Source organism: Arthrobacter sp. JSM 101049, from assembly GCF_041679245.1.
In the GTDB taxonomy this organism is placed as follows: Bacteria; Actinomycetota; Actinomycetes; order Actinomycetales; family Micrococcaceae; genus Arthrobacter_H.
On the sequence record NZ_JBGFFC010000011.1, the window covers coordinates 1 to 17,984 of the forward strand.

19 protein-coding genes, 1 tRNA gene and 1 pseudogene are annotated in these 17,984 nt (G+C 70.9%); 14 read left to right on the forward strand and 7 right to left on the reverse strand.

The annotated features are described in order from the left end of the window. Window positions 1–334, reverse strand: a pseudogene (locus AB8M85_RS16910) (pyruvate dehydrogenase (acetyl-transferring), homodimeric type); the annotation flags it as partial. Between the two features lie 359 nt (window positions 335–693). On the opposite strand from AB8M85_RS16910, the gene AB8M85_RS16915 reads away from it, so the two are divergent. From AB8M85_RS16915 to AB8M85_RS16925, 3 genes are all read left to right on the forward strand, one after another. After that, window positions 694–1,110, forward strand: a complete 417-nt coding sequence (locus AB8M85_RS16915) for a DUF3052 domain-containing protein (protein WP_372700012.1) — start codon at window positions 694–696, stop codon at window positions 1,108–1,110. Further along, on the forward strand, window positions 1,110–1,580 hold the full coding sequence (locus AB8M85_RS16920; protein ID WP_372700013.1) for a redoxin domain-containing protein: 471 nt from the start codon (window positions 1,110–1,112) through the stop codon (window positions 1,578–1,580). The genes AB8M85_RS16915 and AB8M85_RS16920 overlap by 1 nt, the downstream gene beginning before the upstream one ends. A gap of 81 nt (window positions 1,581–1,661) precedes the next feature. Then, window positions 1,662–1,734 (forward strand) — tRNA-Val (locus AB8M85_RS16925). 144 nt (window positions 1,735–1,878) lie between these two features. On the opposite strand, the gene AB8M85_RS16930 is transcribed toward AB8M85_RS16925, so the two are convergent. The 6 genes from AB8M85_RS16930 to AB8M85_RS16955 form a co-directional block, all read right to left on the reverse strand. After that, window positions 1,879–2,400: a hypothetical protein gene (locus AB8M85_RS16930; protein ID WP_372700014.1), complete on the reverse strand. Its 522-nt coding sequence runs from the start codon at window positions 2,398–2,400 to the stop codon at window positions 1,879–1,881. A 636-nt stretch (window positions 2,401–3,036) separates the two neighbouring features. Next, window positions 3,037–3,462 (reverse strand): hypothetical protein, encoded by a 426-nt coding sequence (locus AB8M85_RS16935; RefSeq protein WP_372700015.1) that lies wholly within the window; start codon window positions 3,460–3,462, stop codon window positions 3,037–3,039. Window positions 3,463–3,948: 486 nt separating this feature from the next. Continuing rightward, window positions 3,949–4,818 (reverse strand): alpha/beta fold hydrolase, encoded by an 870-nt coding sequence (locus AB8M85_RS16940; protein ID WP_372700016.1) that lies wholly within the window; start codon window positions 4,816–4,818, stop codon window positions 3,949–3,951. Continuing rightward, window positions 4,818–5,432 carry a GNAT family N-acetyltransferase gene (locus tag AB8M85_RS16945; protein ID WP_372700017.1) on the reverse strand — a complete coding sequence of 205 codons (615 nt, stop codon included), beginning with the start codon at window positions 5,430–5,432 and terminating at the stop codon, window positions 4,818–4,820. Before AB8M85_RS16945 ends, AB8M85_RS16940 begins: the two co-directional genes overlap by 1 nt. Before the next feature lie 89 nt (window positions 5,433–5,521). Beyond that, window positions 5,522–6,136, reverse strand: coding sequence for a TetR/AcrR family transcriptional regulator (locus tag AB8M85_RS16950; protein WP_372700018.1), 615 nt, complete (start codon window positions 6,134–6,136; stop codon window positions 5,522–5,524). 1 nt (window position 6,137) lies between these two features. Further along, window positions 6,138–8,696 carry a PEP/pyruvate-binding domain-containing protein gene (locus tag AB8M85_RS16955; protein ID WP_372700019.1) on the reverse strand — a complete coding sequence of 853 codons (2,559 nt, stop codon included), beginning with the start codon at window positions 8,694–8,696 and terminating at the stop codon, window positions 6,138–6,140. 180 nt (window positions 8,697–8,876) lie between these two features. Here AB8M85_RS16955 and AB8M85_RS16960 point away from each other — a divergent pair, with 180 nt between their 5' ends. The 11 genes from AB8M85_RS16960 (at window position 8,877) to AB8M85_RS17010 (ending at window position 17,950) form a co-directional block, all read left to right on the forward strand. Then, a complete protein-coding gene (locus AB8M85_RS16960; protein ID WP_372700020.1) occupies window positions 8,877–9,731 on the forward strand; it encodes a BTAD domain-containing putative transcriptional regulator in 855 nt (284 codons plus the stop codon). A 120-nt stretch (window positions 9,732–9,851) separates the two neighbouring features. After that, the gene (locus AB8M85_RS16965) at window positions 9,852–10,397 is read left to right on the forward strand and encodes a DUF4255 domain-containing protein (RefSeq protein ID WP_372700021.1); all 546 of its coding nucleotides are present in this window, start codon (window positions 9,852–9,854) and stop codon (window positions 10,395–10,397) included. Then, complete coding sequence (locus AB8M85_RS16970) at window positions 10,394–10,999, forward strand: hypothetical protein (RefSeq protein ID WP_372700022.1); 606 nt, start codon at window positions 10,394–10,396, stop codon at window positions 10,997–10,999. Before AB8M85_RS16965 ends, AB8M85_RS16970 begins: the two co-directional genes overlap by 4 nt. A 77-nt stretch (window positions 11,000–11,076) precedes the next feature. Next, window positions 11,077–13,689, forward strand: a complete 2,613-nt coding sequence (locus AB8M85_RS16975; RefSeq protein ID WP_372700023.1) for a phage tail sheath subtilisin-like domain-containing protein — start codon at window positions 11,077–11,079, stop codon at window positions 13,687–13,689. 31 nt (window positions 13,690–13,720) lie between these two features. Then, window positions 13,721–14,161 carry a phage tail protein gene (locus tag AB8M85_RS16980; protein ID WP_372700024.1) on the forward strand — a complete coding sequence of 147 codons (441 nt, stop codon included), beginning with the start codon at window positions 13,721–13,723 and terminating at the stop codon, window positions 14,159–14,161. 4 nt (window positions 14,162–14,165) lie between these two features. Next, complete coding sequence (locus tag AB8M85_RS16985) at window positions 14,166–14,651, forward strand: phage tail protein (RefSeq protein ID WP_372700025.1); 486 nt, start codon at window positions 14,166–14,168, stop codon at window positions 14,649–14,651. Then, window positions 14,652–14,816 (forward strand): DUF5908 family protein, encoded by a 165-nt coding sequence (locus tag AB8M85_RS16990; RefSeq protein WP_372700026.1) that lies wholly within the window; start codon window positions 14,652–14,654, stop codon window positions 14,814–14,816. Beyond that, the gene (locus AB8M85_RS16995; RefSeq protein ID WP_372700027.1) at window positions 14,813–15,487 is read left to right on the forward strand and encodes a hypothetical protein; all 675 of its coding nucleotides are present in this window, start codon (window positions 14,813–14,815) and stop codon (window positions 15,485–15,487) included. Before AB8M85_RS16990 ends, AB8M85_RS16995 begins: the two co-directional genes overlap by 4 nt. Beyond that, window positions 15,484–17,238 (forward strand): phage baseplate assembly protein V, encoded by a 1,755-nt coding sequence (locus tag AB8M85_RS17000; RefSeq protein WP_372700028.1) that lies wholly within the window; start codon window positions 15,484–15,486, stop codon window positions 17,236–17,238. The genes AB8M85_RS16995 and AB8M85_RS17000 overlap by 4 nt, the downstream gene beginning before the upstream one ends. Before the next feature lie 14 nt (window positions 17,239–17,252). Beyond that, window positions 17,253–17,531, forward strand: a complete 279-nt coding sequence (locus AB8M85_RS17005) for a PAAR domain-containing protein (protein ID WP_372700029.1) — start codon at window positions 17,253–17,255, stop codon at window positions 17,529–17,531. Continuing rightward, complete coding sequence (locus tag AB8M85_RS17010) at window positions 17,528–17,950, forward strand: GPW/gp25 family protein (protein WP_372700030.1); 423 nt, start codon at window positions 17,528–17,530, stop codon at window positions 17,948–17,950. The genes AB8M85_RS17005 and AB8M85_RS17010 overlap by 4 nt, the downstream gene beginning before the upstream one ends. Window positions 17,951–17,984: the final 34 nt, after the last annotated feature.

Here is a 17,984-nt window from a genome sequence, read left to right on the forward strand (position 1 = left end):
GCTGGCCGCGGTGGACCATGATCGCCGCGTTCCAGCGCATCCACGCCCGGTAGCGGCGCTCGATCTCCTCGTTGCCCGGGAACTCCGGTTCCTGGTCCACCGGAATCGTATTCACGTAGTCCGTGGTGGTCACCATCGGCACGCCGACGCTCTTGGCGCCCGCACGCTGCAGGAGGGAGCGGACAATGAACTGGGCGCGTTCCGTGCCCTGTGATTCGACCAGATCGTCGAACGATTCAATCCATTCGGCAGTTTCCTCCGGATCACGGTCCGGCAGCTGGCTGGTCAAACCACTGCGAATGTGGGAAATGTGTTCCTCTTCAGCCACGTCCAACTTCTCCTCGTTACGGGTAACAGCGTGGGGAATGCGACGTTCCCGTTGTTGGACCGGGTGGCGTCGCGGCGGCAGGGCCGCCTGGCGATGAAAACACGCCGGGTAGGCGGGCAGTCCATCCCGACCACTGTAGTTGTCTTTGACCCGCGATGCGTAGCCGGGGTGACCGGGGTGACGTTGGTTACGCGGGACCCGCCGGTGGGCGTGGTGGTGCCGGGAGCGCCATGGGCCAGCGCGGAGGGGGCCGAATCCGTGCCGGGAATCCATGATTGCGGCGTGTCTACCGGCTCCGCGCTTGATGGGACGGGTTTAAAGGTGTTGGCTTGTGGTCAGTACCAACCACTAGTAGGAGGAGAAACGTGAGCGACGCCGGAGCGGCCAACACCGCGGCTGTGGAAAAGATGGGCTTCAAGGATGGGGACCTGATCCAGGAGCTGGGCTACGACGACGACGTTGATGACAATCTCCGTGATGCGTTGGAAAAAATGACCGGCAGCGAATTGCTGCCCGAGGACGACCACGAGGTCGTCGACGGGGTGCTGCTGTGGTGGCGGGATGGCGAAGGCGACCTGGTCGATGAACTGGTCGATTCCCTGACCACGCTGGACGAGGGCGGCGTCATCTGGTTGATGACCCCGAAATCGGGCCGCGACGGATACGTGCCGCCGTCCGAGATCCAGGAAGCCGCACCGACCGCTGGGCTGCATGTCACCAGCACCGAGGGTGCCTCGGCGGACTGGACGGCGACCCGGCTCGTGGCACGCCGCAAGAACTAGTGCCCGTACCGGCCCATCGTCTGGTCGGCGGGCCGGTTCCGGCCTTCAATCTCCAGAACCAGTTCGGGGAGACCATTTCCGCGGCCGGCCTGGGGCAGGGGCGCCATTTCCTGGTCTTCTACCCTTTCGCCTTCTCCCGGGTCTGCACCGCCGAACTGGCGGTTCTGGAACGGTTGCGCCCCGAACTCGAGGAGGCCGGAGTCGGGATCCATGCGGTGTCCGTCGACCACAAGTTCGCCCTGCGCGCCTATGCGGCGGAGCAGGGGATCGGCTTCGACCTGCTCGCCGACTTCTGGCCGCACGGTGCCGTTGCCCGGGCCTTCGACTGTTTCGATGAGACGCAGGGCCGCGCCCTGCGCTCGACTTTCCTGGTCGCCGGCGGCCGGGTCCTCCACCATTTCGCCAGCGACGTGGGCGAGGCTCGCCGGGAACAGGACTATCGCGCCGCCGTCGTGCAGTTTCCCGCGTAGGCCGGCATGGCCGGCGGACGGCGTCGTGGCGACGTTGAGTTGGCGCAGGCCAGTGAATGCCGGTAGGCTCGATCCGCGCACGGGCCTTTAGCTCAGCTGGTAGAGCGTCACGTTTACACCGTGAATGTCATCGGTTCGATCCCGGTAGGGCCCACGCTTCGGATCCCCGCCCTTCCCAGGTTTTCACCTCGGAATGGCGGGGATTCTGCGTGTGCTGTGCGTCTAGCTTTTTTCGGTGACGTCGCCACCCGAAGTGCCAACGAGGAGGACTCGAGTTCAACCGAGGTCCGAGCTGGATCTATCGGCCGGACCGAGCCGTGCCCGACGTGTTCGTGTAGTCCAGCATCGGGAGCCGCTGGGCGTCGTGGATTAACCAATTATTGATGATCGCGTAGTCGCACCTATTCGGGAACTCGAACTCGTCACCCTTGCCCAGGTTCCTCGACCATTTGTTGATGTCTCCCCAGAGCCAGATTCCGCCGGCCACGGTACTGAAGGGATCGGGGAATGAATCGGGAGCCCCGGCGCGACGGGCGCCCCGAACCCAGTTGCCGACCGCTTGCCGTGTGCTTTCAAGGCGCTCGGCAATATCCTGTCGACTGACCAGATCCTCCGCAAGTCGGACAACCGTCAGGCCCGCTTCTCTCAACGTGTTCGTGGCTGTCTTCGTGGCCATCAGCGGCGACGGAGCCTCCTGCCACACGGTGAGTCGATGCGTGTTTCCATGAACGGCATAAACCAGTTCGATGTCGATTTCCGCCGCCTCGAGAGCCTCTTCCGACGGCTCGGCGATCTCGAAGAGCAGCTCATAGGTAGACATGCTTCCCCCTTTTCAAGGCAACTACTTATAGTCTAGCTCCTGTTGCCAAATGGAAACATCAGTCGTAGGGGTGCTCGGGACAATGAGCGGCTTCCCGAAGGATCCTTTTCGCCTGATTCGAAGGATTCTTGGGCGTGCCATCGATCCTGATTTTGCTGTGCGGCGGCTCAGGGCAGGGGCAGTACGCGTAAAACTTGTGGCCCTGGCGCCTCAGCTTCCAGCCATGCTCTTCCATCTTGATAAGTGCGGCAAAAATTTGGGGGTCTACCTCGCGTCGCACGCTGGAAACGCGAGTAATCCAGTCGTTCCCCATGATCCCCCTGCCCAATACCAGCAGATTCTACAGGGAATTGTGCCATTTACGGGGGCGCACATTGGTCCACGTCAAACGATTCGAGGAGGTGTGGCGGGTGACGCGACCCACCTCTTCGATTGCCTTGGGTTGAAGAACGCGGTGAGCGCCTCCCCCGGTTCACCATCGAAGGCGCCTTCATCGCGGGTGGAGTGCCTCTCGACGAAGGCCCGGTGGGCACGACGTCGAAATTAGTCGTCGATGCTCAGGTAGACGTCGATATATGCGTTGCTTGGTCCAACCGTAGTTATTCGTAGGGCCCGGCGGTGATTAGGGCAGAAGGCTCATAGTTCACTATCTTCCAGTGCACGCCTCAAATCGTTGAGAGTGGTCTCCTCAGAAGACCCTTCTTCGAACCTCGTGCGGCCCAACTGCGCACGTCGGGACGTTGGCGTACCGAGGGTGAGTACGAGAACTAGTTCGAGAAACCCCACAGCCACCCAAAGAAGGAATGCGATGCCGGCGCACATCATGGTCTCAAAGCGGGGAGACGACAGGGCAGAAATTCCCGATCCCGGGGGCATGGAGAGCGACCAATTGAACAACAGCAGCGCAACGACTGGAAGCCCGGCCATCAAGATCCATAAGGATGTTGCGGCCCTTTTGCTCGCTCGAACTCTCAAGATCACATGGGCAACCCAGATCACGGCCACGGCGACTGGGGCCGCGGCCAGGACCATCACGTCGTCGAAATGGTAGTCGCTCAGCACGTTTGCAGCTTATCCGGCGCAATTGTCGTAAAGAGTGTCAACGAAACCAGCTGCGACCCCGAAGGACAGATGGCGATGCAGTCGGATAGCCACCCCGATGGGCCGGTCGAAGCCGACACTGTCTTGCCGGAGGGCTGCTCAAGCGACGGCAAACGCCTTCTCTGGCGCGACGCAAAATGCCTCTCGTGTCGACTTGAGGAATGGCTCACGACTTCCGAATCTCACATCTACGAATGTCTCAACTTTGTGTGGCTGGCGTGCACGTCACCGTCGGATTCGGTGTGCGCATCCATGCTGGGGAGCCTTTAAGCGATGCGGCCCCCGTACGTCGATCGAGACGCCCTGGGCGTAGTGGGATTGCCGCAAAGTGATTGGCACGGCGCGCAGATCGGCGTGTTCGAGCACGTGGGCGTGGCGATCCTGCGTGGCGGTGGGTTCCGGACCGTGTCATCGCGGTGGCTTGAGCGCGGTCCCGGGCCGTGCGCATCAGTTCGTCGTGGTCTTCGGGGCGAGGTGGGAGAGCGTGCGCGACCACATGCCGAAGAGGAGCAGATGGCCCGCACGCGGCGTGATCTCGATGCGTGAGTGGGGGAGGCGCTTCTTCCACCAGGTGGCGTGCCGTGGCGGCACGGCGGGGTCGTTCTGTCCGTACAACAACAGGGTCTTGGCCCGGATGGTTTCGGGGTCGATGGCCGGTGGCCGGGCGAGGGCCTCGAGCAGGTCCGCGAGAACCCCGGCGTCGCCGTGCGCGTAGGCGGCGTCGACCATCGTTGCCAGCGCCTCACGCGCCCCGGGTCGTTCCAGGACCGCGTCATCGGCGCTGCTGCGATGTAACACCCGGACGACGGCCGCCGCCTCGGGAACGGAACTGGTGAAACCGAGTACTCCCCGGATCGCGTCGGCGACCAGCGCCGGGTCCTGGGGACCCCGGGCCGCGGCGCGCAGTTCCGGGGGCAGGTAGGGCAGCGCCGTGTCGAGCGCCGGCGTCGCCACGAGCACCAGCCGGTAGACCAGCTCGGGGCGGGCGGCGGCCAGGGCCGCGGCGGTCCACCCGCCCTCGCCCCACCCCACCAGCCCCACCTCGCGGGCGTCACGGGCGTCGAGGACCTCGGCCAGGTCGGCCGCTGCCTGCTCGACGGCGGAGTCGTCGGCCCGGGCGAGCGGATCCGAACGGCCGTATCCCGGGCGGTCGACCGCCAGCAGGCGGATCCCGCGGGCGGCGCTGAGCGCGGGATCGGGATCGACGGCGCCGGAACCGCCCGTCGGATGGCACAGGACCACAGTTCGCCGTGTGCCATGGTCATGTTCGTGAACGCCGACCCGGCGTCCGGACGACGTGCGGAACACCGGGCCCATCAGCGCGCCTCCTGGTCCAGGGGCAGGGTCATCACCGTGCGGCTCGACGTCGACGCCGGTCCGCTGCGGAATCCGGCGCGCGTGAACAAATCGACGGTGCCGGAGGACAACCTGGCGGTGCGTCGGGGGGCCTGCACCAGCGGATACGCCTCGACCAGGGTGGCGCCGTGGCGCCGTGCCAGGTCGACGGCTCCGGACACCAGCGCCCCCGCGATGCCCTGGCCACGTGCCGACCGGTCGACGAAGAGGCACACGATCGAGAACACCCGGTGGCCCCCGTCGTCGCCCAGCTCCAAGGCACGGGTGTGGAAGAGGCGGTGGAACTGCTCACGCGGGGCCACCTGGCACCACCCAAGGACCGTCTCGCCGCGGCGAGCCAGCACCGCAATCGGCTCACCCGAGGTCACCAGTCGCCGCAATTCCGCGTGGTTCCCGTCGGGCGGGGACTCGTTGGCCTCCTGGTTGGTCTGCCGCCAGAACAGGCACCAGCAGCCGCCGTAGGCGCCGGTGGGGCCGAACAGCGTCTCCACCTCATCCCAGGTCGCCGCACCGGCGGTGACGATCGCCAGGCCATCGTCGTCGATCACTTGCTTCGGCTGCGTTTCCTCGCCCATGGGCATCATTATCGGCCCACCGGACCGGGTTTTGAAGGGACGTGCGCCATCTTCCCGGGGTGGCGGCAGTGGCTGCCTGCCGGGTTCGCTCAGTTGGAACCGTGGCGTGGCGAGTGGAAGAGCGGGAGCAGGACGTCGTCCACCACCTCGAGCAGCACCGCCTCGTCCAGCGGGCGATCCTCGAGGAGGAAGTGGTTGCGCAGCAGTGCCGCTCCCACGTCGAGGCGGGCCGGTGCCGCGGCGTCGGCGGAAACCTCGCCCCGTGTTGCCGCCCGTCGAAGCACCTCGGCCATGAGCTGCCGGTTCCTGCCCTGGGACCGGGCGCGTAGCTCCCGGACCCGGTCCTGATCGGCGAGCGCCTCGGCCAGCAGGCCGCGCAGGGCGGCGCCGGCGGGTCCGCTCAGCGTGGCGGCCGTCCGGCGTAGGACCTCCAGGAGGTCGCCGCGGAGCTCGCCGGTGTCGGGAATCTCCGCGGGCACGGGGGCGAGATCGTACACCGCGTCCATGACGAGGGCAGCGCGGGTGTCCCATCGGCGGTAGAGGGAGGCCTTGCTGGCGCCGGCCCGCTGGGCGACGGCTTCCATGGTCAACGCGGGATACCCGCCCTCGCGCAGTTCCGCACGGGTCGCCGCGAGGATTGCGCCGACGAGCGCGGCTCCGCGTCGTCGGGGACGCGTGCGGTGGTCGACGTCCTGCCCCGGCATGTCAGTGCCCCCGCGGGGCCGAGGTGACGATTCCGCGTCCGCCGTCCACGGTGATCGCCTCCCCGTCGGTGATCGCCGAGGTCCCGGTGCCGGTACCCATGACCGCGGGGATGCCGTACTCCCGGGCGACGATGGCGGCGTGGGATGCCGCGGCCCCGGTGTCCACGACGACGGCGGCGGCGCGTTGGAACAACGGCGTCCACGCGGGGTTGGTGTAGGGGCACACGAGCACGTCGCCGTCGCGGAGCCGGTCGAAGTCCTCCACGCCCCGGATGATCCGTGCGGCGCCGGTGGCCGTCCCGGAGCTGGCCGGGGTGCCGGTGGCGATGGCGTCGCCGGCCTCGGCGGGCGGAAAGACCCGCAGCGGATCGATTATCGGTTGGCCGGACAGCTCGGCGCGCTTGGTCTTGCGTTGCCCGATCCGCGCTGTCAGCTGCGCGCCCTGGTCGGCCGGGATGGCCCGCGGATCGGCGAGGTCCTGGACCTCCTCCCACCGCAGGTGGAAGACGTCCTCGATCTCCTCCAGCAGGCCCGCGTGGTGCAGCCGCCGGCCGATCTCGAGCAGGGCACGACGCAGCGTGGGCAGCGCCGCGGTGAAGTGGAAGTGGGTGTCCTCCCGGAAGGCGACCCCTTCCTGTGCGGCCCGTACCCACCGGCGGATGCCCTCGCGCCGGCGGCGGCCGCGCAGCAGGGGGTGGTCGAGCAGTTCGCCCAGGGCCGTGGCGGACCGCGAGGACGGTTCCGCGCCAGGGGCCGTGTGCGTGGCCAGGGATTGGACCATGCCCAGCACGACCGCCGGCGACTCCGCCAGCGTCGGCGGGCTCACCAGGAGCGGCGAGGTGGTCTCCCGGCGTCCGAATTCGTGCAGGAAGGCGGCCATTCCCGCCCGGAACCCCGCGAACCCCTCATCCCGGGACAGGGCGGCGAGCGCCGCTGCGGCGTCCCGTCCGGTCACGAGCGCGTGGAGCCGGGGATCCGATCGGACCTGCTCGGCCAGCATGGCCAACGACCGGTTGGAGTCCTCGGTTCGGGTCCGTGCGCCTCCGAGGAGATCGGCGATGAGCCCGCGTCGGCCCAGTAGGCCGCAGAGCAGCAGCATCCGCAGGAGGGCCAGCGCGCTGCCGGGCAGGTAGTCGATCCGCAGGTCCCGGCAATAGTCCTGGACCGCCAGCGACCGCTCGGGGACGGTGAGCAGCTGCTCCCAGGGCAGCTCGGCCAACTCGAGGGACTCGAGGGCATCGATGTCGGCGAGGAACGCGACCTGGCGAGGGTCCCGGGTCCAGCTGGAGGCCTTGAAACGGCGGGCCCGGTACGCGAGCTTCGCGGGGGTGGACAACGCGCGGAGGGTCGGATGCGGCGCGGGCGGAACCAGTTGCACCACGACACCGTCCTCCTCGCGGAGGTAGTCCTCGAACGCGCCGTCGATCCCGTAGAACGTGGCGATGTCACGCATCATCTTCGCCGGCCCGCGGGCGATCTGGGTGGTCACGTCCATCGGGTAGGGGCGCACGGGAAGGTATTCGGTGAGGATCGAACCCTGCAGCCGCTGGATCGGCCCCAGCGGAACGGATTCCGGCGGCAGGGCCGTCATCGGCCGGGCCTGCACGATCCGCGGGCGGCCGTCCGCCAGGGCCCATTCGATGTCCTGCGGGCGCCCGAAGTGGGCGTGGATGCTCCGGGCCTGCGCCGCCAGCTCCGCGAGTTCCCCGCGGGTGAGCAGGGCGTCGTCGAACCCGGGCTTGCCGGCGGATCCGGCCACCTGCTGCACGCCGCCGCCGGGCGTGGCGCGGATGACCACCTCGCCGCGTCCGGGATTCCAGTCCAGGAGGCGGCCGCGCCAATCCAGCACATAGTGGTCGGGCGTGACCAGTCCCGAGACCACCGCCTCGCCGAGGCCCGCGCCCGCGTCCACCACGATGCGCTCCCGCGTCCCGCTCACCGGGTCGGCGGTGAACATCACCCCGGCGATCTCGGAGTCGACCATCACCTGCACGACGACGGCGATCCTCACCTGGGCGGGATCGATCGCCCGCTCCCGCCGGTAGGCGACGGCGCGATCGGTCCACAGCGACGCCCAACAGCGATGCACCGCATCCACCACGGCCTCGACGCCGACGACATTCAGGTAGGTGTCCTGCTGGCCGGCGAAGGCGGCACCCGGGAGGTCCTCGGCCGTGGCACTGGACCGCACGGCGACCGGCACGTCCTCGCCGAGTTCCCGGTACGCGGCGGCAATCCCGGCCCGCACCCCGGTGGGGACCTCGACGGACCGGATCGCCGAGCGCAGCCGGGCCGGGTCCGGCGGGTTCCCGGGATCCGACACGAGGCGCTCCAGACCCGCGCGTTCGGCCGTGGCGGCATAGGCGTGGGTCGTCACCACGAACCCCGGCGGCACGGGCAGGCCGGCACGCAGCAACTCGCCGAGGTTCGCCGCCTTGCCGCCGGCCACCCCGACGTCGGCCGCGCCGAAGTCCCCCAAGGGCGCGACGTCCACCGGGCGGTGCGTCGTGGCGGCCGGTGCGTGTTCCCGCGGTGACAGCGGTGCTGATGGTCCGGGCATCGGAACCCTCCTGGAATTTAGGAAACTCTGCGTTCTCTATAGTAGGACCGCCGCGACGGCGAACGCAACGCCCCATCCACGGGAAGGAGCCCCTTCCATTGCCCCCTCCCGCAGCGCGGCGTAAGGTCGGCTCAAGCATGGTCAACGCCGGCCAACGGGGGTGCGGTGTCCAATTCCGAGTTGAACCTGAATCTGCTGGGCACCCCGATGCTGCTTGTCGACAACCAACCGGTGCCCCTGTCTCCGCGCACGGCGCTGTTGTGCGCGTATCTGGCCCTCTCGCCACCCGGGGGCCGCCTGCGGTCCACGGTGGCCGCACAGTTCTTCGCCGACTGCCCCGTGGAAGCCGCGCGCCGCCGGCTGAACACCGCCCTGTGGCGCCTGCAGGCCGAGGTGCGTTCGCGCACCGGGGTCGAACTGGTGGGACGCCCCGGCAACCAGTGCCTCGCGTTGAGCCCCGCTGCCAAGATGCGCATCGACGCCGTCGTTTTCGAGGACCAGCTGGCCCCCGTGCTGGCGCGGGCCCCGGGAACCCTCTCCCTCGAATCGGTCGCCCGCATCGAGGGGGCGCTCGCGCTGCATCGCGGACCGCTCATCCAGGCCTGCGACGACGACTGGGTGCTCACGGCCCGGCACCGGATCGAGACGCTCTACGTCACCGCCCTGGACTACCTCATCCAGCACCACGGTGCCCGGGGCGACCTCGGGGCCGTCGGCCGTTACGCCGACCTGGCGCTGACCGTGGAACCGCTGCGCGAGGACATCCACCGCCATGTCATGACCGCCTACGCCGGGGCCGGCCGGCTCGACCTGGTCGAGCGCCAATTCGAGCAATGCCGGCTCGTGGTCCTGACCGAGCTGGGGGCCGACCCCATGCCCGAGACCCTGGAGCTCTACGGGCGGCTGACCGGCGGGGACGGGGCCTCGGGGTTCTCGGTCCCGGGCATGGTCGCGGAACTGGAACATGCCCGCCGGGAGTTGACCCGGCTGGGCACGAGCATCGACCGCGTCCTGGACCGCCTGTACCGGCTCTGACGGCACCGCAGCCACCGCAGCCACCGGAGGTGAGCCGCGCGTGAGGCACAGGTGATGGACCGGTGAGCGCAGGAGCGCACCCTGAGTGCTATCAGTGTGGCCACGGAGGGGATGGTGGACATGATCCGCGACGTCAGCGATGCGCTGCGCGACCTCATCGAGCGGGCGACCCCGGATCTGGACGGCTGGGTCGTGCACCACTCGCTGTCCCAGGCCGAAACGGCCCCCGTGCCGGAGAACAAGGCCATCCTGGCCCTGATCGACGTGGCCGAGCACCCGCACCTGCGCAACCGGCCGTTGGTCGAGGGCGCCACCGGGCTGATCCGGGCCCCGCTGTCGTTGCAGCTGCACTACCTCATCACCTACATCGGCGAGCACGACGAGGCCCAGACCCGCCTCGCCCGCATCGTCCAGGCCTTCCACACCACGCCCATCCTGCACCCGCCCGCGTTGGATCCGTCGCTGGCCGGGCAGGTCGGGCGGCTGGCCATCCGGCTGATGGCCCCGACGGCGGATGAACGCAACCAGGTCTGGAGCGCGCTGGGGCGGCCCGGGCGCCTGGCCCTGTTCTACGAGGTCGACGTCGCCCCGGTCCCGCTGCTCGAGCGTGAGGGCTCCGGCCGGGTCCGCGAACACCGGATCGACTACGTCGGCGGTCCGCGATGAACGGCACACCGCACCTGCTGGAGAGCACCGGGACCGTCCTGCGGCACGCGGTGCGGCTGCTGCACGCCTCCACCGGCGCCCCGCTGGCCGGCCTGGCCGCCCAGCTGGATCCGCCGGTGCCCGGTTGGGGGGTGCGCACCACGTCCGATACCGTCGTCGTCACCGCCCGCACCGGATGGCCGGAGCCAACCTCCAGCCCGGAGCTCGCGGTCACCGTCACCGACGCGGCGACCGCGTCCCGGCTGGTGCTGCCCGCCGTCCCCGGCCGGCCGCCGGCCACCGTGAGGGTGCCGCTGGGCGCCGAACGCATCGACGTCGCCCTCCACCCGGTCCCGATGGTGCTCCAGGTCCGCCTCCTCGATCCCGCCACCGGAGCCCCCCGGACCGGGGCCACCGTCACCGCGCGCGCCACCAGCGGGCCGTCCCCGCGCCCGAGCCTCGAGGCACCCGAGGCCGATCCGGGCACCTACCGCACCGCCGCCGTGGAGTTCACGGCCGACTTCAACCCGCTGGACCTGCTCGTCGACGGGCAGCCACTGCGCACCCTGAGCCTGGACTTCGCCACCACGACCACCCGGATCCGCCTCGTGGACACCACCTGAGAAGCCCGCCCGGACCCTGTGCCGGGACGGGGACACCCACCGCAACCAGCAACGCAGCACGAGCCGAGGAGGGCACCGTGAGCACCTACCATTCCCCCGGGGTGTATACCGAGGAGGTCCCCTCGGGGCCGCAACCCATCGCCGCCGCCCCCACCAGCGTCGTCGCGATCCTCGGGGCCACGCGCCGCGGGCCAGTGCTCGAGCCCACCCGGGTCACCGGCTGGGCGGACTACCTGCGCGCCTTCGGCCCGCCGACCACCCGCGGCCACGTCGGCGAATCCGTGTTCGGGTTCTTCGAGAACGGCGGGCCGGCGGCCTGGGTGATCCGCGTGGACCCCTCGACCGCCGCGAGCTGGAGCGTCCTGGACGCCGCGGGCCGGCCGAGTTTCACCGTCACCGCCGCATCCCCCGGGGCCTGGGCCAACGACCTCACGGTCGGGGTGCGCCCGGATGCCGACCGGCCCACCGGCACCTTCTACCGTGCCGCGACCACCGGAGCCGACGTGGAGGTCGCCGCCGGGGATACCGTCACCCTGGACGTGGACGGCACCGCGGGGCTGCGTCCGGGCGATGCCCTGGCCCTGGTTCCGCTGCCGACCGCCGTGCCGGTCCAGGAACCGGTCGAGGCCACCGTCACCGCCCTGACCGGAACGTCGATCACCCTGACCGCCTCCGGTGCCGCCAGCATGGGCACCGGGTCCGTCGTCGCCGGCGCCGTGGCCGCCGGGGACACCAGCGTCCACCTGCCCGCCGGCAAGGGCTTCCGGGCGGGCGACGTCGTCACCGCCATCGCGCCCAACGGTGCCCGCACCCACTCGGTGGCCACCGCGGCCACGGCGGACGGACGCGCGGTGACCGTGGAACTGGCCGACGCGAACCTGGGCTCCGTCCCGGGCTCCGCGTTCGTCCAACGCCGCACCACCTACCGGGCCACCGCCTCCGTCGCCGGCACCCCGCCGGCGACCAACATCGCCCTGTCGGCCCTCGCCTTCGACCGGCCGCTGACCGCCCCCACGGTCGACGAGCTGAGGACCAACGACCCGCAGGCCGCCCCGGGCCGGATCACGGTCGCCGACGGGCGCACGTCGGTCTGGACGACCAACCGGTTCACCATCCCCGGGGCCACGGCCCCGGCCAGCGGACCGGTGGAGGTCGAGGCCGCCGTGGCCGCCGTCCTGCTCGCCGACACGGGCCTGTCGCTGACCGGGCTGACCCCCGCCGACGTGGCGGCCGGCTACGGGTTCCTGCCCGCCGGGGCCCAGCTGACCTACACCGGCGTGAAGTCCGACGGGACCGCCGCCGACCCGGTCACCGCCACCCGCACGGCGTCCGGCTTCACCCTCGCCCCCGCCCCGGCGGGCGAGGACACCTACACCGCCGCGACCTTCACCGTCCAGGGGACCGCCGACGCCGGGATCGCCGTGCGCTGCGCCCTCGCCCCGCGGGTGGGGGACCGGCTGCAGCTGGGCACCGCCTTCGCCGCCATCACCGACGTCGTCCCGGCCGGCGGGGAGACCCACGTGCTGCGCTTCGCCTCCGGCACCGCCACCGACCCCGCCCAGACGCGCTTCGGGCTCTTCGCCGTCGCGGACGCCGCAGTGGTCGCCGACCGCTGGAGCCTGCAGATCGGCCGGAGCGGCGTCATCGCCGAAACCCATGCCGGGCTCTCGCTCAGCCCCGGGCACCCGCGGTACTTCGCCCAGGACGACGTCGTCAACCGGGTCTCGGCCCTGGTCACCGTCGCCGCCCGGGGCCCCGGCGCCCCACCGGTCTCCGCGGACTCGGCCCCCTACTCCGTCTCCGCCGACCTGATCGGATCGGACCGGACCCCGGCCAACGACGACTTCCGCGCCGGGCTGCTGCGGCTCGAGGAGGTGGAGGAACCGGCGATGCTCATCTGCCCCGACGCCCTGCTGCTCGGGGACCCGCTGTTGCAGGCGGACCTCATCGGCCAGGTGGTCACGCATTGTGAGGGGTTCCGCCGCTTCGCCGTCCTCGACGCCCCCGACCTGGACGACGTCGACCTGCTCACCTGGCGCAACACCACCGTGGCCAGCACGTACGCGGCGGTGTTCGCCCCGCATCTGCGCATCGTCACGCTGGACCCGGACTCCACCGACCGGTTCGCCACCGTCCCGGCCTCCGGCTTCGTCGCCGGGGTCATGGCCCGCACCGACCGGCTCCGCGGCGTCCACAAGGCCCCGGGCAACGAATCCGTCTCCGGCGTCGTGGGGCTGAGCCGGACCTACACCACCCGCCGCCAGGACCTGCTCAACCCGGCCGGGGTCAACCTCATCCGTGCGTTCCCCGGCCGGGGGACCCGGATCTGGGGTGCCCGCAACGCCACCGACGACGCCATCTGGCGCTACATCAACGTCCGTCGGCTGTTCAACATGATCGAGACCTCGGTGGACCGGGCCACCCAGTGGGTCGTGTTCGAGCCGAACACCGCCCAGACCTGGATCCGGGTGAAGGTCTCGGTGGAGAACTTCCTCGAAGGGCAGTGGCGGGCCGGCGCCCTGGCCGGGGCTACCCCCGACCAGGCCTACCGGGTCCGCGTCGGGCTGGGGGAGACCATGACCGAGACCGACATCGACCTGGGCTACATCATCACCGAGGTGGCGATCGCCCCGGCCAAGCCCGCCGAATTCGTCGTCTTCAGGTTCAGCCACAAGCGGCTGGACGACTGATGCGCCGAGAACCTGACCCAAGGAGCCAGACATGTACCCGATGACCACCCTGAACTTCACCGTCTCCTGGGGCGAGACCGAGGAACAGCAGGCCAGCTTCTCCGAGGTGAGCGGCGTCACCGTGGAATCGGAGGTGATCGAATACCGCGGCGGTGCCGACCCCCGCCAGTCCACGTCCAAGCAGCCGGGCCTGCAGAAGTACGGCAACATCACCCTCACCCGCGGCGTCATGCCCACCGTGACCGGCAACGCCCTGTACACCTGGTTCAAGGCCTCCACCCAGGGCGCCGGCGACCGGCGGGACGTGACCATCAGCCTGCTCAACGAGGACCGGGAGCCGGCGATGACCTGGAACGTCAAGGGCGCCTTCCCGGTCAAGCTCGAGGCCCCGGCCTTCAAGTCCACCGGCACCGACGTGTCGCTGGAGAAGCTCGAGTTCGCCTGCGAGGGCGTCTCCGTCTCGGTGCCGTGACGCCATGACCACACCGGCCCCCGCCGCCGCGCCCGCCTCCGCGTCGGCTTCCCTGCGGCCCTTCACCACGGCCCACTTCGTGCTGGCCATCGACGGGCTGGCCTCGGCCAACTTCAGCACCTGCGCCGGGCTCTCCGGGGAGGTCGGGGTCGAGGAGTACCAGGAGGGCGGGGAGAACCGGTTCGTCCACCGCCTCCCGACGCGCGCCTCCTTCCCGAACCTGGTGCTCGGCCAGGGGGCCGGGCCGCTGCACGAACTCTGGGACTGGTTCCACGAGTACCTCGTCGCCGGGATCATCGCCCCGCGCGACGGCACCGTGGTGCTCATGGCGCACGACGGCGGGGAGCTGGCCCCCGTGCGCGTCTGGGCGTTCACCCGCGGCTGGCCGGTGAAGATCACCGGGGCCGACCTGGATGCCCAGTCCCCGGCCGCGGCCATCGACTCGCTGGAGATCGCCCACCACGGGCTGGCCCTGAGGCGGGTGGTCTAGATGGCCGTGGTCATCCACGAGATCGTCACCGAACTCGTCGTCGCGGCACCCCCGCCGCCCGCGGCAGCCGCCGGGTCCCCACTGGACGCCGACCGCGAGGAGGCCATCGTGCGGCGCGCCACCGAACGCGTCCTGGAGATCCTGCGGCGGGAGTGGGACCAATGACCTCCGCGCTGCCCGAACTGGTCAAGCTGCGGATCGAGGGCTACCTGGACCAGACGTACAAGCCCTCCCCGGAGCGGGTCTGGGAGGCCATGTTCAACCCCACCGAGCTGTCCTTCTCGCGCAAGAACACCTACGGGAGCACCCAGTCCGTGGGCACCTCGGCACCGCAGCAGAGCTACGGCGGCGGGCAGGCCGACGAGATCCAGCTCGACCTGCTCCTGGACGGGACCGGGGTGGCCGGGGAACCGGGCAGCGTGCGGCCGCGGCTGGACGCCCTCCTGGAATTGACCGGCTACCACGGGGAAAACCACGAGCCCTACTACGTCGATTGCCGCTGGGCCAGCTTCCGGTTCCGCGGCGTCGTCATGCAGGCCGACGTGACCTACAAGCTCTTCGACCGCTCCGGGGAACCGCTGCGGGCCACGGTCCGCCTGGCCCTGAAGACGGCCCTGTCCCAGGAGGAACTCGAGGCCCTGGAACGCCCCGAGTCCCCGGACCTCTACCAGAGCTGGCTGGTCACCGACGACGACCGGCTGGACGCCATCGCCGCGCGCGTCTACGGCGACCCCGCCTACTGGCGGCCGCTGGCCGCGGCGAACCGGCTCGCCAATCCGCGGTCCCTGGTCACCGGGCAGCTGCTCCTGCTGCCACCGCTGGCGGAGGCCCCATGACCACCACCGGCACCACAGCCACCCCCGGCGGCCGGCCCGGCTTCGAGGTCCGGGTCGGCGGCACCGCCCTGGCCCCACCGGTGGCCCGCGACATCCTGGAGATCGAGGTGCACGAGGAGGTGAACCGGCACGGGCGCTGCATCCTGCTGCTGCACAACTGGGACCCGGACCGGCGCGCCGTGCGGCACAGCGACGACGGGCCGTTCACCGCCGGCGCCGACCTCGCCGTCGCCCTGGGCCATGGTTCCGCGACCACGGGGGTCTTCGACGGGGTGATCGCCTCGGTGACCGCGCATTTCCCGGCCGGCAGCCCGCCCATGCTGCGCATCGACGGACGCAGCCGGTCCATCCTGCTGGAGCACCCGGCCCGCTCCCGGCAGCTGGCCGACGTCACCGATGCCGACCTCGCCGCGGCCGTCGCCGCCGACTACGGGCTACGCACCGACGCCGCCGCGGGCAGCCGGCACCGCTTCTGGGCCAGCGACCGGACCAGCGACTGGCAGGCGCTGCGCCAACGGGCCGCGGCCCTGGGCTGGGTCGCCTACGTGCGCGGCACCACCCTGGTGATGCGCCCGCCGGCCCCGAACGAGGATCCCCTCGAACTGGAGTGGACCCGGAACATCATCGAACTGCACCTGACCGAGGACCTCACCGCGGCCATCGACACCGCCACCGGCGCCGGCTGGGACGTCGATGCCGCCGAACCCATCGAGGCCGAACGCTCCGGCGGCGGATCCGGGCTGGACACCGGTCGCCGGGCCGGCCAGGCCGCGGCCGTCCGGGACGCCGGGTGGCCGTTGCGGGCCGCGCGCACCGAGTCGGGAACGATCGGCGCCGCCGACGAGGCCGATGCCCGCGCGGTGGCCGCCCACCGCGCCGCGGAGCTGGGGTACGTTCACGGCACCGGGGTCGTCGCCGGGGACCCCGGGCTGCGCTGCGACGGGTGGCTGGCCATCGCCGGCGTGGGATCCCGCCTGGCCGGGCCGCACTACCTCACCGCCGCCCGGCACCGGCTGAGCCCGGCCGGCTACACCACCGAGTTCCAGGTCGGCTCCCCGCCGGCCCTGGCCCCACCGCCGGCACCCGCTGCGGCGGCACCCGGTGCGGCGGCCGGCGGGCTGGCCCTCGGCGTGGTCGCCGGGCTGGATGACCGCGAGGGGTTGAACCGGATCCGGGTCCGCCTGCCGTGGCGCGAGGACGGGGGCGAGGGGATCTGGGCCCGGCAATCCAGTCTCGATGCCGGCGACGGGTATGGTGCCGTCGTCGTGCCCTCGATGGGCCAGGAGGTCCTCGTCGGGTTCATCGATGCGGACCCCGCCCACCCGGTGGTCCTCGGGGCCCTGTACAACGGCGCCGCCAAGCCGCCGGTGGCCGTGGATCCGGACACCAACGCGGTGCGCACCCTGGTCACCCCCGACGGGCACACCCTGTCCCTGGTCGACGGCGACGACGGCGGCCTGACCCTGTCCACCGCGGCCGGCCAGCAGGTGGTACTCTCCGAGGCGGACTCCTCCCTCACCCTCACCCACGGCGAGAGCGGCAACGCGATCCGGATCTCCGCCGACGGCATCGAACTCACCGCGCAGCAGGGGGACCTGGTGCTGAAAGCCCCGAAGGGTTCCCTCACCGTGGATGCCACGAAGCTCGCGGCCAAGACCACCGGGCCCTCGACGCTGGAGAGCTCGGCGACCCTGAAGCTGAAGGCCGCCGGATCCCTGGCCGCCCAGGGGACACCGATCACGCTCAACTAGGTCAGGAGGACACCATGCCCGCGGCAGCACGCGTCGGCGACACGACCGCCCACGGCGGGACCGTCGTCGGGCCCGGGGTCGCCACCGTCCTGATCGGCGGGATGCCCGCCGCCGTGGCCGGGGACCTCCACGCCTGCCCGATCCCGCCGCCGCCACCACACCCGCCGGCCACCCCGTTCGCCGCCGGATCGGCCACCGTGCTCATCGGCGGACGGCCCGCGGTGCGGGTCGGGGACGCCTGCGGGTGCGGGGCAGCCGTCCTGGTGGGGCTGCCCACGGTGGTGATCGCATGAACACCACCGGGGACTACCCCCAGGTCGGAACCGGGTGGGCCTTCCCGCCCCGCTGGCTGCCGCCGGCCGCCGGCGGGAGGGCACGGGTTCAGATGAACGACGGCGCAGCGCACGTTGCGCAGGCACTGGTGCTGTTGCTGCGCACCGGCATCGGCTCCCGGGTGATGCGCCCCGGCTACGGCGCCGGGGTCGACGCCCACGTCTTCGAACCGCGCACCGCCGCCTCCTGCCACCGCCTCGCCGAGGACGTCCGCCGGGCCGTGCTGCTCGGGGAGCCACGGGTCATCGTCGATGACGTCACCGCCCGCCTGGACCCCGCCGAAGACGGCCGCGTGGAGGTCGCCATCACCTACCGGATCGACCGGCACCGGCGCCCCACCAGCCTGGTGCTGCCCTTCTACCTGGCCGGCGCGTCATGAAACGGCCCGTGCGCACCCCCTCCCAGGTGGCCGC